This is a genomic window from Silvimonas sp. JCM 19000, from assembly GCF_054652575.1.
In genome coordinates this window covers 123470-149066 of record NZ_BAAIHC010000001.1, presented here as the reverse complement: position 1 = coordinate 149066, position 25597 = coordinate 123470, and the positions used below count along the sequence as shown (strand labels likewise).

At 61.6% G+C, this 25597-nt stretch carries 23 protein-coding genes; 15 read left to right on the top strand and 8 right to left on the bottom strand.

The annotated features are described in order from the left end of the window. The first annotated feature begins 162 nt into the window (after positions 1-162). On the top strand, positions 163-891 hold the full coding sequence (locus ACYQ1A_RS00685; protein WP_499359348.1) for a response regulator: 729 nt from the start codon (positions 163-165) through the stop codon (positions 889-891). Beyond that, positions 888-2348, top strand: coding sequence for an ATP-binding protein (locus ACYQ1A_RS00680; RefSeq protein ID WP_499359347.1), 1461 nt, complete (start codon positions 888-890; stop codon positions 2346-2348). Before ACYQ1A_RS00685 ends, ACYQ1A_RS00680 begins: the two co-directional genes overlap by 4 nt. 116 nt (positions 2349-2464) lie before the next feature. Here the strand turns inward: ACYQ1A_RS00680 and tauC are convergent, their stop codons facing one another. The 3 genes from tauC to tauA are packed head-to-tail and all read right to left on the bottom strand — an operon-like array spanning position 2465 to position 5138. Further along, entirely contained in the window at positions 2465-3325 is an 861-nt protein-coding gene (gene tauC, locus ACYQ1A_RS00675) for a taurine ABC transporter permease TauC (protein WP_499359345.1), read from the bottom strand. 1 nt (position 3326) lies between these two features. Then, complete coding sequence (gene tauB, locus ACYQ1A_RS00670) at positions 3327-4115, bottom strand: taurine ABC transporter ATP-binding subunit (protein ID WP_499359343.1); 789 nt, start codon at positions 4113-4115, stop codon at positions 3327-3329. Positions 4116-4148: 33 nt separating this feature from the next. Beyond that, positions 4149-5138 carry a taurine ABC transporter substrate-binding protein gene (gene tauA / locus ACYQ1A_RS00665; protein ID WP_499359340.1) on the bottom strand — a complete coding sequence of 330 codons (990 nt, stop codon included), beginning with the start codon at positions 5136-5138 and terminating at the stop codon, positions 4149-4151. 230 nt (positions 5139-5368) lie between these two features. On the opposite strand from tauA, the gene ACYQ1A_RS00660 reads away from it, so the two are divergent. Genes ACYQ1A_RS00660 through ACYQ1A_RS00635 form a run of 6 tightly spaced genes read left to right on the top strand, consistent with a single transcriptional unit; the run spans position 5369 to position 12132 of the window. Continuing rightward, the gene (locus ACYQ1A_RS00660) at positions 5369-6391 is read left to right on the top strand and encodes a LacI family DNA-binding transcriptional regulator (protein ID WP_062224593.1); all 1023 of its coding nucleotides are present in this window, start codon (positions 5369-5371) and stop codon (positions 6389-6391) included. A gap of 1 nt (position 6392) precedes the next feature. Continuing rightward, a complete protein-coding gene (locus tag ACYQ1A_RS00655) occupies positions 6393-7880 on the top strand; it encodes a sugar ABC transporter ATP-binding protein (RefSeq protein ID WP_499359338.1) in 1488 nt (495 codons plus the stop codon). Then, the gene (locus tag ACYQ1A_RS00650) at positions 7861-8862 is read left to right on the top strand and encodes an ABC transporter permease (RefSeq protein ID WP_499359337.1); all 1002 of its coding nucleotides are present in this window, start codon (positions 7861-7863) and stop codon (positions 8860-8862) included. The genes ACYQ1A_RS00655 and ACYQ1A_RS00650 overlap by 20 nt, the downstream gene beginning before the upstream one ends. Before the next feature lie 57 nt (positions 8863-8919). After that, positions 8920-9870, top strand: a complete 951-nt coding sequence (locus ACYQ1A_RS00645) for a substrate-binding domain-containing protein (RefSeq protein ID WP_499359335.1) — start codon at positions 8920-8922, stop codon at positions 9868-9870. A gap of 49 nt (positions 9871-9919) precedes the next feature. Then, complete coding sequence (locus tag ACYQ1A_RS00640; protein ID WP_499359332.1) at positions 9920-10978, top strand: sugar phosphate isomerase/epimerase family protein; 1059 nt, start codon at positions 9920-9922, stop codon at positions 10976-10978. Continuing rightward, positions 10978-12132 carry a Gfo/Idh/MocA family protein gene (locus ACYQ1A_RS00635; protein WP_499359330.1) on the top strand — a complete coding sequence of 385 codons (1155 nt, stop codon included), beginning with the start codon at positions 10978-10980 and terminating at the stop codon, positions 12130-12132. The genes ACYQ1A_RS00640 and ACYQ1A_RS00635 overlap by 1 nt, the downstream gene beginning before the upstream one ends. Here ACYQ1A_RS00635 and yjjJ read toward each other — a convergent pair. Continuing rightward, positions 12129-13499 (bottom strand): type II toxin-antitoxin system HipA family toxin YjjJ, encoded by a 1371-nt coding sequence (gene yjjJ, locus ACYQ1A_RS00630; protein ID WP_499359329.1) that lies wholly within the window; start codon positions 13497-13499, stop codon positions 12129-12131. The genes ACYQ1A_RS00635 and yjjJ overlap by 4 nt on opposite strands. Before the next feature lie 110 nt (positions 13500-13609). After that, positions 13610-14938: an MFS transporter gene (locus tag ACYQ1A_RS00625; RefSeq protein ID WP_499359327.1), complete on the bottom strand. Its 1329-nt coding sequence runs from the start codon at positions 14936-14938 to the stop codon at positions 13610-13612. Between the two features lie 210 nt (positions 14939-15148). On the opposite strand from ACYQ1A_RS00625, the gene ACYQ1A_RS00620 reads away from it, so the two are divergent. Beyond that, on the top strand, positions 15149-15634 hold the full coding sequence (locus ACYQ1A_RS00620) for a MarR family winged helix-turn-helix transcriptional regulator (RefSeq protein ID WP_062225308.1): 486 nt from the start codon (positions 15149-15151) through the stop codon (positions 15632-15634). Position 15635: 1 nt separating this feature from the next. Here the strand turns inward: ACYQ1A_RS00620 and ACYQ1A_RS00615 are convergent, their stop codons facing one another. Then, the gene (locus ACYQ1A_RS00615; RefSeq protein WP_499359324.1) at positions 15636-16550 is read right to left on the bottom strand and encodes a LysR substrate-binding domain-containing protein; all 915 of its coding nucleotides are present in this window, start codon (positions 16548-16550) and stop codon (positions 15636-15638) included. Between the two features lie 109 nt (positions 16551-16659). Between ACYQ1A_RS00615 and ACYQ1A_RS00610 the strand changes: the two genes are divergently transcribed. From ACYQ1A_RS00610 to ACYQ1A_RS00590, 5 genes are all read left to right on the top strand, one after another. Next, the gene (locus ACYQ1A_RS00610) at positions 16660-16986 is read left to right on the top strand and encodes a DUF2917 domain-containing protein (protein WP_499359322.1); all 327 of its coding nucleotides are present in this window, start codon (positions 16660-16662) and stop codon (positions 16984-16986) included. Next, positions 16986-17675, top strand: a complete 690-nt coding sequence (locus ACYQ1A_RS00605) for a glutathione S-transferase family protein (protein ID WP_499359320.1) — start codon at positions 16986-16988, stop codon at positions 17673-17675. The genes ACYQ1A_RS00610 and ACYQ1A_RS00605 overlap by 1 nt, the downstream gene beginning before the upstream one ends. Continuing rightward, positions 17675-17935, top strand: a complete 261-nt coding sequence (locus ACYQ1A_RS00600; protein ID WP_499359318.1) for a hypothetical protein — start codon at positions 17675-17677, stop codon at positions 17933-17935. The genes ACYQ1A_RS00605 and ACYQ1A_RS00600 overlap by 1 nt, the downstream gene beginning before the upstream one ends. A 280-nt stretch (positions 17936-18215) precedes the next feature. Beyond that, positions 18216-19433 (top strand): acetylornithine transaminase, encoded by a 1218-nt coding sequence (locus tag ACYQ1A_RS00595; protein ID WP_499359317.1) that lies wholly within the window; start codon positions 18216-18218, stop codon positions 19431-19433. 86 nt (positions 19434-19519) lie between these two features. Beyond that, positions 19520-20593: a cytochrome-c peroxidase gene (locus tag ACYQ1A_RS00590; protein WP_499359315.1), complete on the top strand. Its 1074-nt coding sequence runs from the start codon at positions 19520-19522 to the stop codon at positions 20591-20593. Between the two features lie 36 nt (positions 20594-20629). On the opposite strand, the gene ACYQ1A_RS00585 is transcribed toward ACYQ1A_RS00590, so the two are convergent. Together ACYQ1A_RS00585 and ACYQ1A_RS00580 are read right to left on the bottom strand one after the other, a co-directional pair. Further along, positions 20630-22855 carry a YgiQ family radical SAM protein gene (locus ACYQ1A_RS00585; protein ID WP_499359313.1) on the bottom strand — a complete coding sequence of 742 codons (2226 nt, stop codon included), beginning with the start codon at positions 22853-22855 and terminating at the stop codon, positions 20630-20632. 60 nt (positions 22856-22915) lie between these two features. Continuing rightward, a complete protein-coding gene (locus tag ACYQ1A_RS00580; RefSeq protein WP_499359311.1) occupies positions 22916-23845 on the bottom strand; it encodes a LysR family transcriptional regulator in 930 nt (309 codons plus the stop codon). A 105-nt stretch (positions 23846-23950) separates the two neighbouring features. Here ACYQ1A_RS00580 and ACYQ1A_RS00575 point away from each other — a divergent pair, with 105 nt between their 5' ends. Continuing rightward, positions 23951-25213, top strand: coding sequence for an MFS transporter (locus ACYQ1A_RS00575; protein WP_499359309.1), 1263 nt, complete (start codon positions 23951-23953; stop codon positions 25211-25213). Positions 25214-25597 lie beyond the last annotated feature (384 nt).

The window sequence follows — 25597 nt, the reverse complement described above, 5'->3', positions numbered from 1 at the left end:
TCAATGCAAGTTTGGGCGCGCACTTGATACGTGGCGATACAAAACCGGCTTTCGGGCCGGGGGTGATTCACATACATTCGCTGGCAGCCCGGCTTGATACAAATGGCACGGTGATAACCCGCTCACGCACCCCGATGTGCGCGTAACTCTTTGATGGCGCTTATGGAAAACCAGACCCCCACCCGCGTTCTCGTCGTCGACGACGACCACGAAATCCGCAGCCTGCTGGCCGATTACCTGGATACCCACGGTTTTAGAGCGTTTACCGCCAGCGACGGCGCCGGTATGCAACGCATGCTGGACGCCAACAAAGTTGATCTGGTGGTGCTAGACCTTACATTGCCGGGCGAAGATGGCCTGACGCTTTGCCGCAATCTGCGCTCCAGTTCCAACCTGCCCGTCATCATCCTGACCGCACGCGGCGATCCGGTCGATCGTATCCTTGGCCTGGAAATGGGCGCGGATGATTATCTGACCAAGCCATTCGAGCCGCGCGAGTTGGTGGCGCGGGTGCGCACGGTGTTGCGGCGTACCTGGGCACTGCCGCCGAACCTCGACACGCCGGACGCCACCGCCATGCGTTTTGCCAACTGGACGCTCGATCTGCGCGCGCGCCATCTGGTTCGCCCCGACGGCGTGCTGGTGATGTTGTCAGGCGGTGAATTCCGCTTGCTCAAAACGCTGCTGGAACATCCGCAGCGCGTACTCAATCGCGACCAGATTCTTAATCTGACGCAAGGCCGCGATGCCGAGCCGTTTGAGCGCTCGATTGATCTGCAGATCAGCCGCTTGCGGCAAAAGCTGGACGACGATGCCAAGTCGCCGCAACTGATCAAAACTGTTCGTAACGAAGGCTACGTGCTGGCAGCCGTAGTGACGGTAGACCATTGAAAGCACGCCTCACCCGCCGTTGGCACAAGCTGACGGGTTCGATGACCAATCGCATCTTTCTGCTGCTGGCGGCGGGTGTGGTGTTGGCGATTGTGCTGACGTTTGAGTTGGCACGTCGCGAAGAACAGCAATCGATGCAGCAACTGCGCGCGCAACACGATACCGAACGCGTAGCGCAGTTCATGCATTTGCTGAATGGCATTCCGGCGGAAGTGCGGCCGCGCATTGTGACGTCAAGCGGCCATGTCGGCTTGCGTGCCTCGCTGGGCGGCGATGCCACGGTGCGTGGCGACGACGATCTGGCGCTGATGGCATCGTTGCGCGCCAAGGTGCCGGGCGCGGTCCAGGTGCTTCATGCCAGCGCCATGCAACGTTGTGTGCGCTTTCCGCGCAATCCGGAAGATCGCGCCTTTGGCGGTCGACCGGAAGACGGCTTTGGCGGTCCGCAAGAAGTACGCCCGGAGCCAGAGGCTAATGGCGGCGCGCCGCCGAAAAACGAAGTGCCATGCATGCGCGCCGACCTTGCCTTGCAGGATGGCACCACGGTACATATCGCCATCGGCTCCGCCTTTGGTGGACCGATGCCGCCATTTGGTCCGTTTGGCGCCGACCGGCCCTTCCCGGTGCATTTGCTGGTGTTTTTTGCGCTGATTGCCGCGCTGGCCTGGGTGGCGGCACGGATGGTGATTTCGCCACTGCGGCGCCTGTCACGGGCGGCCAGTGAGCTCGGTGCGGACATTGAACGCCAACCGCTGCAGGAAGAAGGTCCGTGGGAAATCCGCCGCGCCATCGCCGCGTTTAATGCGATGCAGGCGCAAATCCGGGTTCATATCCAGCAGCGCGTATTCATGCTGGCCGCGATAGCCCACGACTTGCAGACCCCGCTTACCCGCATCCGCTTGCGCCTGGAAAAGGTAGAAAACCCGGAACTGCGCGCGCAATTGCTGAATGATCTGGCCGCAATGCAGCAACTGGTGCGTGAGGGCCTCGATTTTGCCCGCAGCACCACGGCGGACCATATGCAGAATCTGGATCTGGATTCATTGCTGGAGACAGTCTGCATCGATGCCGCCGACGCAGGTCAGGATGTGACCTTGCGCAATCGCAGCGGCGTAGCCATCCGCGCCAATCCGGCCTCTTTGCAGCGTTGCATGACCAATCTGATCGATAACGCGATCAAGTATGGCGATGTCGCGGTGGTGAGCACCGAGCGGCGTGGTCGGCTGGTTGATATCCGCATCGAAGATCAGGGCCCGGGCTTGCCCGAGGATTATCTGGACAAGGTGTTCGAGCCGTTCTATCGCATGGAAAGCTCGCGCTCGCGCGAGACCGGGGGCGTGGGGCTGGGCCTGGCAATTGCGCGCAATATCGTGCAGCGCCATGGCGGCAATATCCGTCTGGAAAATACCGGCCACGGCATGGTGGCGATCGTGCAATTACCGCTCGCCGCCGCATAAACCCACGCACGCTTAGTACCCGCGCATCCATGGGTGGGTCTGGACCCACCCATCAAAGTGGCATGCAAAGGGGGCGGCGCGTGGCGATGGCTTGGCATGGTGGGCTTCCACCCACCTTATGCCGTCATGCTTTTCCAGGGGGTGAGGCGGCGTTGTAGCCAGCGCAGGCCCAGCTCCAGGCCAAAGGCAATGATCGCGATGACGGCGATGCCGAGCACCACCACGTCGGTAACCAGAAACTGTGCCGCCGATTGCACCATAAAGCCCAGGCCGCGCGTGGCTGCGATCAGTTCGGCGGCCACCAGGGTAGACCAGCCACTGCCTAGCCCGATGCGCACGCCGGTCAGAATATCGGGCAAGGCATTGGGCAACACCACGTAGAACACACTTTGCCAGCGCGTGGCGCCCAAAGCCTGCGCCGCGCGCAAGCGGGCCGGATCGACATGGCGCACGCCCGCCGCCGTGGCAATCGCAATCGGCGCAAAGATCGCCAGATAAATCAGCAAGATTTTCGACAGCTCGCCGATGCCAAACCAGATCACGATCAGCGGCAAATAGGCCAGAGGCGGTATCGGCCGATAGAACTCGATCAGTGGGTCAAGAATTGCATGAGCCCGGCGCGACAAACCCATGGCCACGCCCACCGGCACCGCCAACACCACGGCGGCCAGCAGCGCCACCAGCATGCGGCCAAGACTGGCGCCCAGATGCTGCCACAGCGTGGCGTCCATAAAGCCGCGGGTGCTCACCGTCCAGGCCTTGCCCAACACAGCTTGTGGCGAGGGCAAAAACACCGGCTGGATCAAGCCGGCCGTGGTCACCGCCCACCAGATCACAATCAGCACAGCCACCGTGATCGCGCTCAATACCCACGGCCGGAATGGTTTGGGGCGCACGCCAGCGGTGCTGCAACTGGCCCATTCCACGCTGGCGGCTTCGGTCACATCCAGTTCGGTGGTCAACAGCGTTTGCTCCATCTCATTGCTCCTGGCCGCGGTGGGCAAAGATGCGCGCCAGCACGTGCTCACGCGTGGCAATAAACGACGGGTCGGATTTGATACTGCGCGCTGATTCGCCCGCTGCGTAGCGACGGCCGAAATCCAGCGTCAAGCGCTCGACAATCCGCCCCGGGCGCGGCGACATCAATACCAGCGTGGTGGCCAGAAACACTGCTTCTTCGATGTCGTGCGTGATCAGCAAAATGCGTTTGCCATTGCGCCGCCACAGTTGCAACAACAGTTCCTGCATCTGCTCGCGCGTGAATGCATCCAGTGCGGCAAACGGCTCATCCATCAACAGCAATTGCGGGTCGGCGGCCAGCGCGCGCGCCAGGCCGACGCGTTGCCGCATGCCCCCCGACAATTGCCAGACATGGTGCCCGGCAAAATCCTGCAGATCGACTTGCGCCAGCACGGCACGGGCGCGCTGTTCGCGCTCGGCTTTGGGCACGCGCTGCAACTTCAGGCCAAATGCCACGTTATCCAGCACGTTCAGCCAAGGCAGCAGCGCGTTGTCCTGAAACACCACACCACGTGCCGCTGCTGGCGCGTTAATCCGCTGGCCGTTAAAGCGCACCACGCCATGCGTAGGCAGCAAAAACCCGGCCGCCAGATTCAGCAGCGTGGTCTTGCCGCAACCGGATGGCCCCAGCGCCACCACCACATCATCGGCCGCCACCTGCAGATTGACTTGCTGCAGCGCAGGCTGACTCTGGCCTGGATAGATAACGCTGGCGTTCTCGAATTGCAGACCTTGCGTGGGGCTCATGCAGGCTCTCCGGATGGCGGCGGCGGGTTGGGCTTAGCGGGCAGCGCGGGCAAATCGGGCTTCGACCCACGGCGCGTAGTCAGGCTGCACGCTGTCGACCTTGCCCTGCTCTTTGAGGAAGGCCGAGGTGGCTGCCACCGCCTTCACCGTGCTCTGCCCCAGCAAAGTGCTTTGTTCGCTGGCGTTCGGATAGCCATTGCCCTGCAGCAAGCCCGCAATTTCTTCCGGCTTGGCGCCGGTCAAACGCGAAACCTTGTCCAGATTGGCCTGATTGGCAATCCACGCCTTGGGATTGGCGTTGTAGTCGGCATACGCCTTGAGTGTGACCTTGGCAAAGGCAGTGACGAAGTCCGGGTTTTTGCTGGCGAAATCCTTGCGCACAATCCATGCATCAAAGGTCGGCGCGCCCCACTTGCCCACCTCGGCCGAGGTCACCAGCAATTTGCCGGTCTCTTTGGCTTTGCCCAGCGCCGGGTCCCACACGTAGGCGGCATCAATGTCGCCGCGTTGCCAGGCTGCGGTAATTTCAGACGGGCGCAGATTGATGATCTGCACTTTGGACGGATCAATCTGCCAGTGTTTCAGCGCGGCCAGCAAGCTGTAATGCGTGGTCGAAACAAACGGTACCGCAATCTTTTTACCGATCAGATCAGCCGGCTTATTGATGTTGGGGCGTACCACCAGCGCTTCGGCCGAGCCGATCTGGATGGCAATCAAAAAGGTTTCCACGGGCAGACCGCGGCTGGCGGCAGCGGCCAAGGGGCTGGAACCGACATAACCCACTTGCACATCGCCGGAGGCCACCGCGGCGATCACTTCCGCGCCGCTCTCGAACTTGCGCCAGTTGATTTTGCTGTGCGTGGCTTTTTCATATTCGCCATCGGCCTGCGCCACTTTGGCGGGTTCAACCGTGGTCTGATAGGCCACGGTCACGTCGTCGGCAGCGTGCACGCCGCTGGCGCTCAGCGCCAGCGTCAACGGCGCCAGCCAGCCCAGCCAGCGTGCTTTGTTCAATGTGCTCATGTGATCCCCGTTCCTTGTGTGATGGTTATGCACGCCTGTCAGCGTGAGCGGCCAATCTAGCAAAGCCACATACAAACCAAAAAGAATAATAAGTGCAATTGTTATTCTTTTTCGTTTATATGTTTTGCAAGACTTAAGTATCGCCCTTACCGCGCCGCAACATCGAAATGTCTTGCGCCTTGCGCGGGCCACCTCTACAAAAATGTAATCGTTTACATTCGACTACATCCATGCCCGATTCCAGCCGCCCCGCCCCACCCCAAGCTGTGTCGATTGCCGCGGTGGCACGGCATGCCCAGGTTTCGGTGGCGACGGTATCGCGCGTGCTTAACGGCCAGCAGGTGGTTAAGCCGGCCACGCGTGATGCCGTCATGGCCGCGGTGCAGGCGCTGGGTTATCGCGTTAACGCCATGGCGCGCAATCTACGCACCGCCGAAACCCGCTTGTTACTGGTCCTGGTGCCCGACGTGGGCAATCCATTTTATGCCGAGATCATGCGCGGCATCGACAGCGTGGCGCGCCAGCATGGTTATCTGGTGGTGTTGTGCGATACCGGTGCAGATATTGCACGTGAACACACCTGGTTTGATTTGCTGCGGCGGCGCCGCGCCGATGGCGCAATCTGCCTGGACCCCGACACCGTGCAGCACGCGCTGGCCAACGATAATGCAGGCCTGGCGTGGGTGGCCTGCGCCGAGTTCGACCCCGCCATGGCCGTGCCCTATGTCGGCATCGACAACCGCCAGGCCGCGCAAGATGCCGTGTTGCATTTGCTGCAGCAAGGGCATCGCCGTATCGGCCTGATCAATAGCGACGCAGGTTGGCTGTATGCACGGCAACGCAAGCAGGGCTGGCTGGATGCGCTCAGTGGCGCAGGCATTACGCCACGGCCGGACTGGTGCATCCATACCCACAGTCTTGATTACGCCGCCGGCAATACGGCGATGGCACAGTTGCTCAGTCTGGCGGAACCACCGACCGCGGTGTTTGCCGTGTCCGATACTCTGGCCATCGGCGCTCTGGCGGGCGCACGCAGCCTGGGCAAGCGCATCCCGCACGATGTTGCGGTGGTCGGCTTTGACGATATCGCGCTGGCGGCGCAAACCGATCCACCGCTGACCACGCTGGCGCAACCGATGCGGCAATTGGGCGAAACCGCCGTGCAGTTGTTGCTGGATATGCTGGCCGACCGCAGCCATCGGCCCGCCAGCGTGTTGTTGCCGCATCGGCTTGCAATCAGAGCGAGCACCTGAGATGAGCCTGGCGATCCGCTTCGATCAGATCAGCAAACGCTTCGGCCCGGTCGAAGTGCTCCATGAGGTGAGCTTTGGCCTCACCCCCGGGCGCATCTACGGCTTGTTGGGCGAAAATGGCGCCGGCAAATCCACGCTGATGAAAATTCTGGCCGGATACGAACAAGCCAGCGCCGGGCAGGTATGGGTGGACGAACGCGTACAAAGCTTTAGCGGCCCGCGCCAGGCCGAAGCCTGCGGCATTGTGCTGATCCACCAGGAATTCAATCTGGCCGAGCATCTCAGCATTGCGCAGAACATCTTTCTGGGGCACGAACTCAAACGTCACGGCTTGCTGGACGACCGCGCCATGCATGCCGCCACGCGCCAGTATCTGGCGCAGGTCGGGCTGAACGCGGACCCCGCCACGCCGGTGCGGCGCTTGATCGTGGCGGAGAAACAACTGGTCGAGATCGCTAAAGCCTTGTCGCGTCATGCGCGCTTGCTGATCATGGATGAGCCCACCGCCACCCTCACCCCGGGCGAAACCGAGCGTCTGTTCGTTCTGATGCGCAAGCTGCGCGCCGATGGCGTCACCGTGCTGTATATCTCGCACAAACTGGACGAGGTCGAGCGCATCACCGATGAGATTGTGGTGATGCGCGATGGCCGCCTGGTGAGCCGCGCCGCCACGGCCAGCGTCACGCGCCAGCAAATGGCCAATCTGATGGTCGGACGCGATGTGTCGGATATGTTCCCGCCGCGCACGCCCCCTGCCGCCGATGCGCCGGTCGCATTCAAGGTTGAGCATCTGCAGGTGCCGGGCTGGACCGACGATCTGAGCTTTGAAGTTCGCGCTGGCGAAATCCTCGGCTTTGCCGGGCTGGTGGGGGCCGGGCGCACCGAGGCCTTCGAGGCCATTATCGGTTTGCGCCCACGCAGCGGCGGCGCATTTGCCATCGCGGGCCAACCGGTCGAGCTTAAGCATCCACGTGCGGCCATGCGCCATGGCCTGACTTATCTCAGCGAAGACCGTAAAGGCAAAGGCCTGCATATCGATCTGCCGTTGCGGCCGAATCTGACCCTGATGACGCTGGAACGCTACGCCCACCCGCTGCTGGACCTGCGCGCGGAACAAGCTGCGCTGGACCGCGCCATCCATGATTTCGGCATCCGCAGCGGCGACACCCGTAGCAAGGCGCGCATGTTGTCCGGCGGCAATCAACAAAAACTGGCACTGGCCCGATTTCTGCATCCCGACCCCAAGGTGGTGGTACTGGATGAACCCACGCGCGGGGTCGATGTGGGCGCCAAACGCGATATCTATTTCTTGATTCACGCGCTGGCGCAACAAGGCCGCGCGGTCATCGTGATCTCGAGCGAGCTGATCGAATTGATCGGTCTGTGCCATCGCGTGGCGGTATTACGCGGCGGCCAGTTGCAAACCACGCTCGAGGCAGACCAACTGACTGAAGAGGCTTTGATCGGCTATGCCACTGGCACCCACTGAATCGCCACGTCGCGGCTGGCGCTGGCTGGGCAAACTGCATGCGGTCGGGCCGCTGCTGGGCCTGGTCGTGTTGTGCGTGGCGGGCACGCTGCTGAACAGCGATTTCGCCACCTTCGACAATATGATGAACGTGCTCACCCGCACGGCATTTATCGGGATCATCGCGGTGGGCATGACCTTTGTGATCATGTCCGGCGGCATCGATTTGTCGGTCGGTTCGATGGCCGCGCTGATCGCGGGCAGCATGATCTTGCTGATGAACAAGCTGGGCACCAGTACGTGGGCGACGCATCCGCTGGCGGTGGTGGCGCTCGGCATCGGCCTGGCGCTGCTGCTGGGCGCGCTGTTTGGCGCCATCCATGGCCTGCTGATTACGCGCGGTCGCATCGAGCCGTTTATTGTCACGCTGGGCACGCTGGGCATTTTTCGCGCGTTGTTGACCTGGCTGGCCGATGGCGGTGCGCTGACGCTGGATAACGCGCTGACCGATGTCTACAGCCCCGTGTATTACGGCGTGCTGCTGGGCGTGCCGATCCCGGTGTGGATTTTTGTGCTGGTGGCGCTGCTGGGCGCGCTGTTGCTTAACCGCACCGCCTTCGGCCGCCATGTGCAAGCCATCGGCTCGAACGAACAAGTGGCGCGCTATGCCGCCATCCGCGTTGATCTGGTCAAGACCTTGACCTATGCCCTGCTTGGCTTGTGCGTCGGCATTGCCACGCTGTTATACGTGCCCCGCCTGGGATCGGCCACGCCCACCACCGGCTTGTTGTGGGAGCTGGAAGCCATCGCCGCCGTCGTGGTGGGCGGCACCGCACTCAAAGGCGGCGAGGGCCGCGTGTTTGGCACGGTCATCGGCGCGATCCTGCTGTCGGTGATCAGCAATATTCTTAATCTCACCAGCATCATCAGCGTGTACCTCAACGCCGCCGTGCAAGGTGGGGTCATTATCGTGGTCGCGTTTTTGCAGCGCTCACGCCGTTAACGAAGGCATCCCCGCCTTCCTGCCCGGGCGCGCAGACAGCGCCCTTGGAGACCCACCATGAAACGCTTGATGTGCGTCATCAGCGCCAGCTTGCTGGCCTTGTCCACCCTGAGCCACGCGGCCGAAAAGGTCACGCTGGGGGTGTCTATTCCCACCGCCACGCATAGTTTTACCGCGGGCATAGTGTGGTGGGCCAATGAGGCGAAAAAGGAACTGGAAAAAGAGCATCCCGATCTGAAAGTCATCGTCAAAACCGCCAGTGCCGCGCCCGAGCAAGCCAACCAGCTGCAGGATTTGCTCACGGTGAACAAGATCAATGCCTTGGTGGTGTTTCCGTTTGAATCGGCGTCTTTGACCAAGCCGGTGGCGCAGGTAAAAGCCAAGGGCGTCTACGTGACGGTGGTGGATCGTGGTTTGACCGACACCAGCGCCCAGGACGCGTATGTGGCGGGCGATAACACCGCCTTCGGCAAGCTACCGGCGGAATATCTGGCCCGGCAACTCAATGGCAAAGGCGACCTGGTGGTGCTGCGCGGCATACCCACCACCCTGGATAACGAACGCTTTGAGGCTTTCAATGGCGTGATCAAAAGCCATCCGGACATGAAAATCCTCGACGCCAAATACGGCAACTGGAACCGCGATGATGCCTTCAAGGTAATGCAGGATTATCTGACGCGCTTCAAGCACATCGATGCCGTGTGGGCGGCCGATGACGATATGGCAGTGGGCGTACTCAAGGCTATCAGCCAGGCCAAACGCACCGATATCAAAGAAGTGTTTGGGGGCGCCGGGGCCAAGGGCGCGGTCAAGACCATCATGGATGGCAGCAACCCGCTGATCAAAGCCGACGTATCGTATTCGCCCCGGTTTATTTACGACGCCATCAAGCTGACCGCCGAAGCGCGTCTCAAAGGCGAAAAACTGCCCGCCAACACCATTATTCCGTCGGTGTTGATCACCAAAGACAACGCCAAAACGTTCTATTTTCCCGATTCGCCGTTCTGAGGTGGCGCATCTGGACTAGTTTTAAGCGTTGCACGCGGAGACAGCAGACATGAGAACGATCAAAGGCCCGGCGATTTTTCTGGCGCAATACCTGGGCGATGCGGCGCCGTTTGACAGCCTGCCGCACCTGGCGCAGTGGGCCGCCGGCCATGGTTACGCTGCGCTGCAGATCCCTACCGATCCGCGTTTGATTGATCTGCAGCAAGCCGCCACCAGCCAGGCTTATTGCGATGATCTGCTGGGCATGCTCGAAAGCTATGGCCTGCAGATTTCTGAGCTGTCGACGCATTTGCAGGGGCAACTGGTGGCGGTGCATCCGGCCTATGACAGTCTGTTTGATGGCTTTGCCCCGGCGGCGGTGCGTGGCAACCCCGCCGCGCGTACCGCCTGGGCCATCGAGCAGCTGATGCTGGCGGCGCAGGCCTCGCAGCGGCTGGGCTTGCGCGCGCACGTCACCTTCTCGGGCGCGCTGGCCTGGCCGTATTTATACCCGTGGCCGCAACGGCCGGAAGGCCTGATCGAGACCGCATTTACCACCTTGTGCCAACGCTGGCGGCCCATTCTTGATGCCTTCGACGCGGCGGGTGTCGATCTGTGCTACGAGCTGCATCCGGGCGAAGATCTGCACGATGGCGTTACCTTTGAGCGCTTTCTGGATGGCGTGGCGCAGCATCCGCGCGCCAGCATCCTGTACGACCCCAGCCATATGGTGTTGCAGCAACTCGATTATCTGGCCTTTATTGATCTCTACCACGCGCGCATCAAGGCGTTTCACGTTAAAGACGCCGAGTTTCGCCCCAGCGGCCGCCAAGGCGTGTACGGCGGTTACAGCAACTGGATTGATCGAGCCGGACGGTTTCGCTCGCCTGGCGATGGCCAGATCGACTTCAAGGCCATCTTCTCGAAAATGGCGCAGTACGATTTTCCCGGCTGGGCCGTGCTGGAATGGGAGTGCTGCCTGAAACACCCGCAAGAAGGCGCGCGGCAAGGCGCGGAATTTATACGCGAACACATTATCGTGGTGGCCGAACGCGCGTTTGATGACTTTGCGGGCAGCGGCGTCGACCCCACCCAGATCCAGAATCTATTAGGCCTGGGAGGCCATTAATGCAAAGACGTTTACGCTTGGGCATGGTGGGCGGCGGCCAAGGCGCCTTTATTGGCGCGGTGCACCGTCTGGCGGCGCGCATCGACGATTGCTATGAACTGGTGGCGGGCGCCTTGTCGGCCGACCCCGATCGCGCCGCCGCCAGTGCCGCCGCCGCCCGCATCGATCCGCTGCGCAGTTATGCCGACTATCGCAGCATGGCGCAGGCAGAGGCCGAGCGCGAAGATGGTATCGATGTGGTCGCCATCGTCACCCCCAACCATTTGCACGCGCCGGTGGCCACCGCATTTCTGGAAGCAGGCATCCACGTCATCTGCGACAAGCCGCTGGCCATTTCGCTGCAGGAAGGGCTGGAATTGCAGCGCCTGGCACGCTTGCATAACAAGGTGTTTGCCTTGACGCATACCTATTCCGGCTACCCCATGGTGCGGCATGCGCGCGAGATGGTAACCAGTGGCGGATTGGGCGACGTCCGCGTAATCCAGGTGGAATATGCGCAGGACTGGTTATCCGAACCGCTGGAACTGGCCGGCAATAAACAAGCAGGCTGGCGCGCCGATCCACAACGCGCGGGCCCGGCTGGCTGCCTGGGCGATATCGGCACGCATGCCTATCACCTCGCCAGCTACGTCAGTGGCATGCAACCGAGCAGCATCGCCGCCGAATTGCATACCTTTGTGCCGGGGCGGCCGCTGGATGACCACGTGCAGGCGATGCTGCGTTATGGCAATGGCGCGCGCGGCATGTTGTGGGCCAGCCAGGTGGCGGCGGGTGAAGAAAATGCGCTGAAATTACGCGTGTATGGCACCAAAGCCGGGCTGGCATTCGACCAGCAGAATCCGAATGAACTGCTGGTCACCCCACTGGCCGGCGAAACCCGACGCATTACGCGTGGCCGCGCCCAGAGCGAAGCCGCGGCCCACGCCACCCGCGTGCCGCCCGGCCATCCCGAAGGCTATCTGGAAGCCTTTGCGCAACTGTACCAGGACGCCGCGTTGCAGATTCTGGCAGTGGATGCCGGTCTGCCCTTGCCGCCCGAAAGCAGCTTTTTGACCACGGTGGATGATGGTGTGCGCGGCATGCAGTTTATCGATGCGGTGCTACGCAGCCATCGCAATAACAATCAGTGGACGGCGTTGGAGCCGCACAGCTAGAGCATGCGCGCCAGTTGGCTCTCAACCTGATCCAGCCAGCCGGTTTGCGCCTGGGCGATGGCACTGAACGCAGCGCTGCAACGGGCGTCGGCAGCAACACGCGCCCAGTAGGCGCGCGCCAGCGGCAGCATGGCACGCCACACAGCGGGCGCGGGCTGACTGGGGATGATCAGCGGCGGCAGTGCATCCCGCATCAGGCCATTGCGATCGGGCGCCAGTGCCATAGGCAACATGTCGTAGCACGGCGCCAGTTGCAGCGGCAGCGTGCCGTGATGCAGAAACGCGATGTTGCCGTGATGCATGTCGCTGTTGCCGATCAAGCGGCCAAAGGCATAGAACTGCGCCGCCTGCTCCGCCGCTTGCGCGGTGATATGGCCGCTGGCCGCCAGTTGCCGCGTCAGCTCCGGCCAGGCATATTGCGCCGCTCCGATCACGCCAGCCTCCAACGCGGCCAGCGAAATCAAACCACAGCGCCCCGCCGCACCCAGCCGATCAAACCGCGTCAGCTGCAAAAACCGCTGCTGCGCGGTATCGATGACGACGCTTTCAGCGGCGGGCAGATGGTGTTCACGCAAGGTCTGCAGTGCAAGATGCTCGGCCAGCAACAGGTCGCGCCAGCGTTCGGTGCTGGGGGTCTGGGCTGCTACGCTGAACTTGACCAGCACCGGCTGCTGCCAGGCGTCGGCCGCCGTGCCGTCGCGCAAGGTGCAGGCAAACTTGGGTTGCTCGCCTGCAGCCGACGAACCCACCGGCTCTCCGGCCAGCACCAGTGCGGCCAATGCGCTATAGCGTTCGGCGCGCTGAGCCAGCTGCACCACCTCGCCTTCCGGCCGCGCCAACCAGGCCGCGCGCGCGGCTTCGCCCAGCAACAGATTGCCGATATTGTCCTGCTCCCCCGCTGCCAAGGCGCGCAGCACATGGTTGTCATCCCACGTGTTCAAATCCGCCGGCAAGCCCAGCGGGCTGGCGCGCCGCTGTACCCACGTCCGCCCCAGAAACCCCTGCGGCCGCATATCCTGCAGCCACCACGGCAGGCCTTCAAACAGCTCGTCCGGGTTGCCATCGCTAAACCGCACCAGCACATGCGGATCGGGATAAACCGGTAGCAGCTCGCCCCATTGCTGTAGCAAACCGTCGGGCGTAACCCGGAATAACGGCAGCACGCGCTGGCCGTCGATGGCGCGGCTGGCCAGATACCGCGTGCTGCGCGCCTGACCGCTGCGCACCACCGCCGCCCCCGCCGCTCGTACCTGACGCGACAAGGTGGGCTGGCTGATGCCAAGCAGGCGGCACAGACTGGGCGCATCGTGGGCACCGCGCTGCAGCACATCCAGCAGAGCGGTGCCGGTGGGGGGTGGTAGGGTCATGGCCAGCGCCTGAATCAATCATGAATAGATAGTGAATAGATACTATCAAAATTAAAGATTGATTCATAACGGTTTTTCGCTGGCATACGCTGCCCGCTGAATAGATACGGCTAAGGTGCGTAAACGTGTTTGGCCGGGGCCGCCGCTAGTGCCGGGCTGCGTTCCAGCCGGCCGGTCTTCCACAACACCAGCGTTGCGACCAGGCCGCAGGCGGCGGCGAAACTCAGCCAGACGCCCGGCATGGCTTTATTGCCGGTCACATGAATCAGCCAGGTGGAAATCGCGGGCGTAAAGCCGCCAAAAATCGCCGCGGCCAGGCTATAGGCCATCGAGAAGCCGGTGGTGCGCACCTCGACCGGCATGATTTCGGTCAGCGCCACCACCATCGCGCCGTTATAGCTGGCGTACAAGAACGACAGCCACAGCTCGACCAGCAACAGGTTGGTAAACGACGGCGCCTGCACCAACCACGCCAACGCCGGGTAGGCCGTAAGCAGACTCAGCACGGTAAACGTCAACAACAACGGCTTGCGCCCGATGCGATCGGACAAAGCGCCCATCACCGGCAGCCAGAACAGATTGGACAGGCCGATGCAGACGGTAACGACAAAGTTATCGCTCTCGCCCAGCTTGAGCACCGTCTTGCCAAAGGTCGGGGTGTAAGCAGTGATCAGATAAAACGATACGGTGGTGGTCACCACCAGCAGGGTGGCAATGCCGACTAATTGCCAGTTGTGCAGCACCGAAGCCAGGATCTGGCGGGGTGTCGGCCGGATTTTGCGCGCGGCAAAGGCTTCGGTTTCACGCAGCGACGCGCGCAGGATAAACAGAAAGGGCACGATCATGCAGCCAATCAAAAACGGCACGCGCCAGCCGTAATCGTCCATTTGCTGTGTGCTGAGACCCGCATGCAACAGCACGCCAAGCAAGGCGGCAAACACCACCGCCACCTGCTGGCTGGCCGATTGCCACGCCACAAAAAAACCCTTGCGGCCCGGGGGCGCAATTTCAGACAGATAAACCGACGCCCCGCCCAGCTCCACCCCCGCCGAAAAGCCTTGCAACAGCCGCCCGATAACCACCAGCAAAGGCGCCGCCAGACCGATCGTGGCATAAGCCGGCACACACGCCACCAGCAAGGTGCCACAGGCCATCAAGCCCAGGGTCAGCATCAGTCCCGCCCGACGCCCGTGATGATCGATAAAGGCGCCGAGCACGATCGCCCCCAAGGGCCGCATTAAAAACCCGGCGCCAAAAGTCATCAGCGCCAACATCAATGACAGGAATTCGTTACTGGAAGGAAAGAAGGTCTTGGCGATATTGCTGGCGTAGTAGCCGTAGACCATAAAGTCGTACATTTCGAGAAAATTGCCGCTGGTGACGCGTAATACGGCACCGGTCAGACTTTGCGAACTGGGCTGTAGCGTGGGGGTCGACATGGCAGAACCTCGTACCGGGTGCGGTTATAAGAATCTGCATGCCGGGCTGTCCTGGCGGACGCGCGCGCCGACACGCAGTGTCGGCTTTAACGCGCCGTAGTTCACAAAAGTTGACTACATTCATCATTTATCGGCCGCAATACCTGGGCCGATACAGGCGCAATTCAGTATTCGCGTGTTATCTTATGCTGCTTACTCAGGATGCCAGCCATGACTCAGCGCGACGATGACGATCCGCTTTCACTGGAACAACAATTGTGTTTTCCGCTGTACGCCGCCAGCAATATGTTGACGCGCTTGTATCGACCCCTGCTGGATGAGCTGGGTCTGACCTATCCGCAATATCTGGTCTTGATGGCGCTGTGGCAGACCGCGCCGCAAAGCGTGGGCGAATTGGGACGCTTGCTGCATCTGGACAGCGGCACCCTCACCCCTTTGCTCAAACGCATGCAGCAAAACGATCTGGTAACGCGAGAACGTGACCCGGATGACGAGCGCCGCGTGGTCATCAAGCTGACCCAGCGCGCACGCGAGATGAAAACGCAAGCGGCTGCTATCCCCTCGCGTTTGATTTGCGCGTTTTCAATGCCGGCTGAGGAAATCGTTACCTTGCGTGCGCAATTGCAGGACTTTGTCACCGTGCTGGCCCAGGCCGACCCGCGCCAACGCGATCCGGCCAACGAAAACAGCTGCTAGATCAGCTGGCCGCGTCTGCATGCGGCCACGGCGGCAAGCCATGCTGATACTCAGCCGCCTCGCGATTCAGCCAGCCGACAAAGTCATCAAGTTTGGCCGAGCCTTCACTGCGCTGCGGCCACGCCAGCCAGTAATCGCGATCAAACGGCACTTCAACATCCAGCAGCTGCACCAGGCGACCTTCGCGCATCAGCCCGTCCACCAGCGAACGCCGCGTGACCGCCACGCCCTGCCCCAGCAACACCGCCTGCACCAGCAAACTGGAATCGTTGCAATTGAGCCCCGGCGGCAAGGACTGATCCAGCCCGGCGGCACGGCACCAGTCGCGGCCGCTGTCGTAAGAGCGGATCACCGGGCAACGCAAGAATTCCTCGATGTTTTTGGGCAGAACGCCGCCATTGAAGTGCGGCGCAGCCACCCCCAGCGCGCGCTCTTGCATCAGCCATTGCGTCTGCACGTCGGGCCACTGCCGCGCGCCCATGCGGATGGCCAGATCAACCATGCCGGTTTTCAGATCATCCAGCGCCAGGCCGGCACGTAAGCGCATTTTGTAATGCGGGAACAGCGCGTTAAAGCGCGGCAAGCGCGGAATCAACCAATGCGTGGCAAAGGAAGGAATCACTGAAATCACCAGCTCATCCGGACGTGGCCGGTTGAGCACCATCTCGGTGGCGCTCTGCAGATCGCGCATGGCGGCGCGCACCTGCATGGCGTAGATACGTCCTTCCTCGGTCAGCAGCAGACGGCGCCCCTGCCGCTCAAACAACAGCACCGCCAGCTCTTCTTCCAGCGCCTTGATCTGATGGCTGATGGCGCTATGCGTGACGTGCAGTTCTGCGGCCGCCTGCACCATGCTACCCAGCCGCGACACCGCTTCAAACGCCCGCAACGCCGGCAAGGGAGGAAGATTGCGCATGCGCGCCTCCTGTTAGTTTTATTCACGAAAAGCGTAAAAATATATCGATTTTTCTTAAGTTTGTGTGCGACTACATTACAAGCCATCACGGAGACAGGAGTAAAGCGCGATGGCACAAGACATCCGACTGGTACTAAAAGGCGAGCTGATGCGGCTGGATGCGCGGCAGCGCTGGAGTATGGTTTGTGAAAGTGGCGAAATGTGGATTACCGTAAACGGCCAGGCGCGTGACATCATCCTGAAAGCGCAAGAACGGGTGGATGTCGGGCTGGGTGATGTGCTGGTGGAAGGCACCGGGCAACTGCGCATCCGCCCGCAGCCAAGCTGGCTCTACCGGCAAATGGCGCGCGGGGTGCGCGTACTCTGGCACGCCATCCGCCGCCAACGCGAAAAACGCGCACTGAATGCGCATATCTCAATCACAAGGAAGGCTTGATGGACTCTGCCGACGCGCAATACACGCTCTATCTGGGTGACAAAAACTATTCCTCCTGGTCGTTACGGCCGTGGTTGGTGCTGCGCCAGGCAGGCATCGCCTTCAAAGAAATTGAAGTGCCTTTAGGCGGCCAGGGCGTGGACGCGCGCCATTTGCAATATTCGCCCAACGGGCTGGTGCCGAGCTTGCATGATGGTGACTTGCAGGTTTTTGATAGCCTGGCAATTTGCGAATACCTGGCAGAACAACATCCCGCACTATGGCCCGCCGACCGCGCCGCCCGGGCGCGCGCTCGCAGCATCGCCGCCGAAATGCACAGCGGATTTGCGCAGGTGCGCAACCAGTTGCCGATGAATATCCGCCTGCGGGCGCAGGGTGTGCCGCTGCCAGCCACGCTGCAAAGCGAGGTCGATCGCATCTGTCTGGCCTGGCGCGATGCGCGCACGCATTTCGCCAGCGCCGAGGGCCCGTATTTGTTTGGCGCTTTCAGCATTGCCGACGCCATGTTTGCGCCGGTGGTCTGGCGTTTTTATAGCTATAACGTGGCACTGCCTGACGATGCCGCGGCCTATCGCGACATGATGCTGGCCGTGCCGGCCATGCAGGAATGGCAGGCCGCCGCACTCGCCAGTAGCTGGCGCAATCCGGCCCAGGATGACCTGATCAACTCACATGGTGGACCGCGTTAATGAGCGCTAAATTTATCCGGCTAAAGGTCAGAACTGCACGCATCGTGCATGGATTTGACGCCCAGAATGCCGAGATCATCGAAGAACCGCTGGACGAGGCTTATACCATCAAGCTGGTGGCCATCGACCGTATCCAGTCGATCAGCGAGCGGTATTTGCTGGTTACGGGCGGACATGGGCGGCTGATGTATTGGGAATACAAAGGGGGCATGGATGCGCTGGCCCAACGGCTGGCCAAGGCCGGACTTTTGCTTGAATAAGCCGCGCGAAATTCAGCGTTGACAGCACGGTAAATTTACCGGCACTCTAAAAAGCATGAATTCCTACCCACACGCTCAAGGCCGACGCAACGCGGCCCGCCGAGCCGCAGCCGCGGCGGCGGGCCGTGGCGCGTTGCCATGGGCGTGTGACAAGGACCGGTTGCCCTGAGGCAACCCTGCTCCAGAAAACACACACCAGACCAACGGGCCGCGAAATACTTCGCGGCCCGTTTTTTTTTCGCCGGCGTTACCGGCATCCGACCCCAAGGAGTAAACCAGCATGACCAGCCAGCCCAATCCGCTGATGTCCATCACCCCCCGTCCCCAGCTGCAATTCGAGCGTGGCGAAGGCGCGTGGCTGTATGACGCGGCGGGGCGAGCCTGGCTGGACTGGTTACAAGGCTGGGCGGTCAACAGTCTCGGCCACGCCCCCAGACTGGTGGCAGACGCGCTGCAACGCCAGGCCATGACCTTGATCACGCCCAGCCCGGCCTTCAACAACACGCCCGCCACGCAACTGGCGCAATGGCTGGTCGACCATAGCTGCATGGACCAGGTTTTTCTGGCCAATACCGGCGCTGAAGCCAACGAAGGCGCCATCAAACTAGCGCGCAAATGGGGCCGTCTGCATAAGGACGGCGCTTATGAAATCATCACCTTCAGCAGTGCGTTTCACGGCCGCACCATCGCGGCCATGTCGGCCTCCGGCAAGCCCGGCTGGGATGTTTATTTTCCGCCACAAGTGCCTGGCTTCCCCAAAGCCACGCTCAACGATATCGAGAGCGTGCGACGGCTGATCGGCCCGCAAACGGTTGGCATCATGCTGGAACCCATTCAGGGTGAAGGCGGCGTTAATCCTGCCACGCCCGCCTTTCTGCAAGCGCTGCGCGCCCTGTGCGACCAACACCATCTGCTGCTGATCCTTGATGAAGTGCAAACCGGTTGTGGCCGCACCGGCCCCTTGTTTGCCTATCAAAGCAGCGGCATCGAGCCCGATATCATCACGCTGGGCAAAGGCCTGGGCGCGGGCGTGCCGATTTCTGCCCTGCTGGCCAAAGCGCATTGCAGCGTCTTTGCCTATGGCGACCAGGGTGGCACGTTTTGCGGCAATCCTTTGACTGCGGCGGTCGGTCTGGCAGTGATGCAACACGTGGCGCAACCGGAATTCCTGGCCAATGTGCGCGAGCGCGGTGCGCAGTTACAGCGCGGCTTGCAGGAACTAAGCACGCGCTTCGGTCTGGGGGAAGTGCGTGGCGCCGGTTTGCTGTGGGCGCTGGAACTGGGCGACGAGCGCGCCGAAGCCGTTATGGAAGCCGCGCGCGACAACGGCTTGCTGATCAACCATCCGCGTAATCACTGCCTGCGCATCATGCCCGCGCTGAACAGCACCGCCGAGGAAATCCGTCTTGGTTTACAGCTGCTCGGTCAGACGCTGGCACAGTTTTATCCGGTGCCCGCCGCTGGCGTTGAGCCGGAGATGCTTGCAGCTTGCAAATAATTGCGTAACGGCTGATATCGATCAAACGGCAAGGCGGCGTGGCGGGCTGTAATGGCCCATTTCTCCGCCCCGCCCCCGAGGTTCACATGCTGTTTGATCGACCGCTGTTTCATCTGTTTATTGTCATCGCGCTGGGCTGTGGCTTGCTGCTGCAAGCCCACGCCAACGGCGCGCCGGCCTCGCCCGACCCCGCCCTGCGCAAACAGGCGCAAGCCATCTTCAAACCGATCCATGCCACGCCGAATCCTGATCCGACCGGCCGCATTGCCTTGGGCAAGATGTTGTTCTTTGATGCACGGCTGTCGCGCTCCGGCACGCTCAGCTGTAACAGCTGCCACAACCTGGCGCGTGCGGGCGTTGATAACACGCCGGTTTCGCTGGGCCACCGCTGGAAGCCGGGCAGCCGCAATTCACCCACCGTGCTGAATGCCACCTACCACAGCAAGCAGTTCTGGGATGGCCGTGCGGTCACGCTGGAGGACCAGGCCAAGGGGCCGATCACCAACCCGGTTGAAATGGCGCTGGCTGACCCCAGCACCGCCGTGCGCCGGATCAACTCCATCCCCGCTTACCCGCCATTGTTTGCCAAGGCGTTTCCGGCCAGCAAGAGCGCGGTGTCGTACGACAATATCGCCAGCGCCATCGCCAGCTTTGAGCGCACCCTGGTCACACCGTCGCGCTTTGATGAATATCTGAGCAGCAACCCCGCCGCCCTGACCGAGACCGAACAAGCCGGCTTGCGCCGCTTTATGGATAGTGGCTGCATTGCCTGCCATGGCGGCGTGGCATTGGGCGGCACGCAATTCATGAAATTTGGCCTGGCCAAGGGGCCCTACTGGCAATACACCGGCAGCAAGGGGCGTGATCACGGCGTGGCAGAAGTGAGCAAAAAGGCGGCGGACCGGGACATCTTCAAAGTGCCCAGCCTGCGCAATGTGGCACAAACCGCGCCGTATTTTCATGATGGCAGCGTCTGGTCCTTGCGCGATGCGATCCGCATTATGGGGCAGACCCAGCTGGGCACTGAGCTTAGCGCGACGGATATCGACAACATCCAGGCGTTTCTGACCAGCCTGAACGGCGCCGTGCCCGCCAGCGCGCGCGAGCTGCCGCAATTGCCACCCGATGGTCCGGACACGCCGCGGCCCGACTTCAAATAGCCGAGCCCGACGTTAGCCAGCGCAGCGCATGCACGCTTAACGCGAGCGCGATTTTCCGGCCATGGTCTTTTTGCCCTTGCCCTGGCCGGGCCCGACGATTTTCTTGCGTGTGGCCGGTGTGCCGCTACTGCCCTCGGCACGCGGCTCTTGCCCGTCATGGCGCGGCCGTTGCGGCACCACATTACGCGGCGGCGCCACCGGGCGCTCGCCCGGTTGCTGCGCGGGAATCAGATGTTGCGGGCTGTTGCCGATCAACTCGGCGCGACCCATCGCCACCAGCGCCTCGCGCAGGATGGGCCAGTTGGCGGGATCGTGATAACGCAAGAACGCTTTGTGCACCTTGCGTTGATGCGCATCGCGGATGATTTCGACCTTCTCCGAGCTACGCGCCAGCTTGCGCAAAGGATTACGCCGCGTGTGCCACATGGTGGTGGCCATGGCCATCGGCGTCGGCGTAAAGGCCTGCACCTGATCGGGCTTGAAGTTATTCGACTTCAGCCACAGGGCCAGATTGAGCATGTCCTCGTTGGTGGTGCCTGGGTGGGCCGCAATGAAATACGGAATCAGATACTGTTTTTTGCCCGCCTGCGCCGAGAACTTGTCGAATAGCTGCTTGAACTTCTCAAACGTGCCTATGCCCGGCTTCATCATCTTGGACAGCGGGCCGTCTTCGGTATGTTCCGGGGCAATCTTCAGGTAACCACTCACGTGGTGGGTTACCAGCTCTTTAATATATTCAGGGTTTTCCACCGCCAGGTCGTAGCGCAGCCCCGAGCCGATGGTGATTTTTTTGACCCCCGGAATGGCGCGCGCCTTGCGATACAGCTGTATCAGCGGTGCGTGGTCGGTGTTCAGGTTTTCGCAAATACCGGGGTAAACGCAGGACAGGCGACGACAGGATTGCTCGATCTTGGGGTCTTTACAGGCCAGCCGATACATATTGGCGGTCGGGCCGCCCAGGTCGGAGATATGCCCGGTAAAACCCTTGGTCTTGTCGCGGATTTCCACGATCTCGTTCAGGATCGATTCTTCCGAACGGCTCTGGATAATGCGGCCTTCGTGTTCGGTAATCGAACAGAAGGTACAGCCGCCAAAACAGCCGCGCATGATGTTGATCGAAAAACGGATCATCTCCCACGCCGGTATCCGTGCGCCGTTATACGACGGATGCGGATTACGCGCGTAATGCAGGCCGTAGATGTAATCCATTTCTTCGGTGGTCAAGGGAATCGGCGGCGGATTCAGCCAGACATCGCGTTCACCATGGGTCTGCACCATGGCGCGCGCGTTGCCGGGATTGGACTCCAGATGCAGCGTGCGGCTGGCGTGGGCGTACAGCACCGGATCATAGGCAACCGCTTCATACGCCGGAATCCGCACCACGGTTTTCTGGCGCTGCGCTTGTTTGGCAGCCAGGCGTTCAGCCTTGGAAACAATGCGGATCGGCTGCGCTGCATCGGGCGGCGTGACTGGCTCGCTGGATTTTTCCGGTTCCATTGCATAGGGATCGGGGTGTGCATCCACGCGGCCCGGGGTGTCGACCGTGGTCGAATCCAGCTCGGTCCAGTCTGCGGCGGGCATCCAGCCGTGCTGCGTCATAAAGGCGGTGCCACGCACATCGCGGATTTGCGCCAGGCGCTCACCGGCGGCGGCCCGTTGTGCGACTTCGACCAGGGCGCGCTCGGCATTGCCGAACAGCAGAATGTCGGCCTTGGCATACACCAGTGCCGATTGCCGCACCTTGTCACTCCAGTAATCGTATTGCGCAATCCGGCGCAGGCTGGCTTCGATGCCACCGGCCATGATCTCGACCCCGGGAAACGCTTCGCGGCAGCGCTGGCTGTATACCGTCAACGCGCGATCCGGACGTTTGCCGCCCTCGCCGTTGGCGGTATACGCATCATCCGAACGCGGCTTTTTATCCGCCGTGTAGCGGTTGATCATCGAATCCATATTGCCGGCAGTCACGCCAAAGAACAGTCGCGGCTTGCCCAGCACCTTGAAGCCATCCGCCGAATGCCAATCGGGCTGGCTGATAATGCCGACGCGAAAGCCCTGCGCTTCCAGCAATCGGCCGATCAATGCCATACCAAAGCTGGGGTGATCAATATAGGCGTCGCCGGTCACCAGGATGATGTCGCACTCGTCCCAGCCCAGCGCGTCCATTTCGGCGCGACTCATCGGCAGAAACGGCACCGGTTTGCGCGGTTGCATACCTTGCGGCAGTTGGAAAATGGGCGTGGGCGTGGACGACGGGTTCATTGGTGCGGTCTTGTTGCGAGCAATCGAGCATTTTCGCAGAAATGAGCCGCGCTCATGAAACTATTCCTTGCTATTCATCGGAATACGGTCGGCAGCGGGCGGCTCGGTACTGCTTTGCATGACTTCCCTGAAGCGCGCAATCAGCGGCGAGGCATCATCGGTGCGCGTCGCCAGCGAGGCCACGCTGATGGCACCGGGGTCGGAAATCGGCCGATAACATACGCCCTCCACCTGGATGCAGGACAAGGGCCCCGGCAAAATCGACACGCCCAGCCCCGCTGCCACCAGCCCGATCAGCGTGGTGCCTTCGCGCGCCTCCTGCACCACGTTGGGCACAAAACCGGCGGCCTGGCACAAACGCAGAATCTGTCGATGTATGCCAGTCCCGGCACTGGCCGGATAGGTCACAAAAGGCTGGTCGCGTAATTGCGCGAGGCTCACCTTATCCTGCGCCGCCAAGGGGTTATCGCGGCGCAAGACGGCCACCAACGGGTCAGATAAAAACGGCAACAAGCTGATATTGGGCGGCGCTTCGACATCGCCGCCGCGCACCATACCCAAGTCCAGCTTGCCCGCCGCCACCGCGCGCAACTGGTCCAACGTCATCATCTCGCGCAAGGTTAACGTCACATGCGGATGGCGCTCGCGGAAGGCATGGATCAACGCGGGTAGCAAGGTGGTAAACGGCAGCGACGGGGTAAAGCCGATGCGTAACTCGCCCACTTCACCACGCGCGGCGCGGCGCGCATCTTCGGTCGCGTCGCGGGTTTGCTGCAGGATCTGCCGCGCGTGTATCAAAAAACGCTCGCCCGCCGCCGTCAGACTGACCCGGCGTTTGGTCCGGGCAAACAAGGCCACGCCCAGTTCATCTTCCAGCGCCTGGATTTGCTGGCTCAGCGGCGGCTGACCGATATGCAGGCGCGCTGCGGCGCGGGTGAAATGCAGTTCCTCGGCCACGGTGACGAAGTAACGCAGATGTCGCAATTCCATCGATAAATATCTCAAACCAATCAGAACAGGCATAAATATATATTGGACCAGCAGTAGGCGCAGTCCTAACATCGCCGCATCGTTTAAAACAATGCCGTTCGCATCATGCCCAGCACGATATCCCCCACCACCGCAGCCATCCCCGATCGCCGCCGCCAGCGCATTCAAGCGGGCACGCCCGAATTCAAACGGACCAATCTGGCGCTGTTTCTCGGCGGATTTTCCACGTTCTGGTTGCTGTACTGGGTGCAGCCGCTGCTGCCGCTGTTTGCGCGGGTGTTTGGCATCAGCCCTGCCGCCAGCAGCGTCACGCTTTCTGCAGCCACCGGTGCCTTGGCGCTGGCACTGATTCCGGCCAGTTTTCTGGCCGACCGCTACGGGCGCAAGCCGGTGATGTGCTGCGCCATGTTCGCCGCCGCCATATTGACCATGCTGACGGCCGCTGCGCCGGGCTACAGCAGCATGCTGATTTTGCGGGCACTCTCGGGCATGGTGCTGGCGGGCTTGCCGGCCGTGGCGATGGCGTATCTGGGCGAAGAAATCGATCCGGCCTCGCTCGGCGCGGCCATGGGCGTGTATATCGCAGGTACCGCGCTGGGTGGCATGAGCGGCCGTCTCGCCACTTCGTTTATTGCCGATTTCACCTCATGGCGTCTGGCTGGCGCGCTGGTCGGCGCCACCGGTCTGATTGCCGCCACCGTCTTCTGGCGCAATCTGCCGGCGTCGCGCCATTTTGTAGCGCGGCCGCTGCCCACCAGCCGCGTGGGCCGGCTTGCCCTGGCGCAAGCGATCAAAGCGCTGTTTGCCGATGAGGGTCTGCCGTGGCTGTTCTGCGTCGGCTTTCTGCTGATGGGCTGCTTTGTCAGCCTGTACAACTACATCGGCTTTCGGCTGGAACGCGCGCCGTTCAATTTGTCCGATGCCGCGATTGGTTGCATTTTTGCGCTGTATCTGACCGGCACCGTGGCCTCCACCTGGTCTGGCCGCCTGGCCGACCGGATAGGCCGTCGGCGCGTGCTGTGGGGCACCAAGTTGCTGATGCTGGCCGGGCTGGTTCTCACCTTGTCGGACTGGTTGCCGCTGGTAGTGGTCGGCATAGGCCTGTTTACTTTTGCCTTCTTTGCCGGCCATACCACCGCCAGCAGCTGGGTGGGGCGCCGTGCCGGTCCGGCCAAAGCCCTGGCCTCGGCCTTGTACCTGAGCGCGTATTACCTGGGCAGCAGCCTGGTGGGCTCTCTATCTGGTTTGTTCTGGCATCGTGGCGGCTGGTCTGGCGTGGCGGCGGCGCTGGTGCTGATCCTGATGCTGAGCATTGCCGTGGCTTGGCGCCTGCGTAGCCTGCCCGTCAAACAATGGGCAGGCGCCTGAATTTACGTCGGTAACCCTGCGCCAAACTGACCGCCCTGGCGGCCGCGCTTCCATCCGTCGCCGCGCCCCTGTGGCGCGGCTTTTTTGCGACGCTTGTTTGACCCCGGCAGCCATGAGCCGACGAGCGCGCCCCGCGCTCCGCCCTATCCCGCATCAATAACGGGCCCAGCATTGGTGCGGGTTGCGCGCTTGCTCAGTCAAATGCTGACGCGATCCGTAGGATGTTGTCAGGTGTTTTCCTACAAAGCTGTGAAAAAGCGCTCACCAAATATCAGCAAAGCATGATTTGACTGTCATCACCGCGTTTTTTGTGGCTAAACTGCACTCATACAGGCACTCGATGCCTGATGTTGTGTGTAAGCATTTGCCAGAGTGCTGAGCATA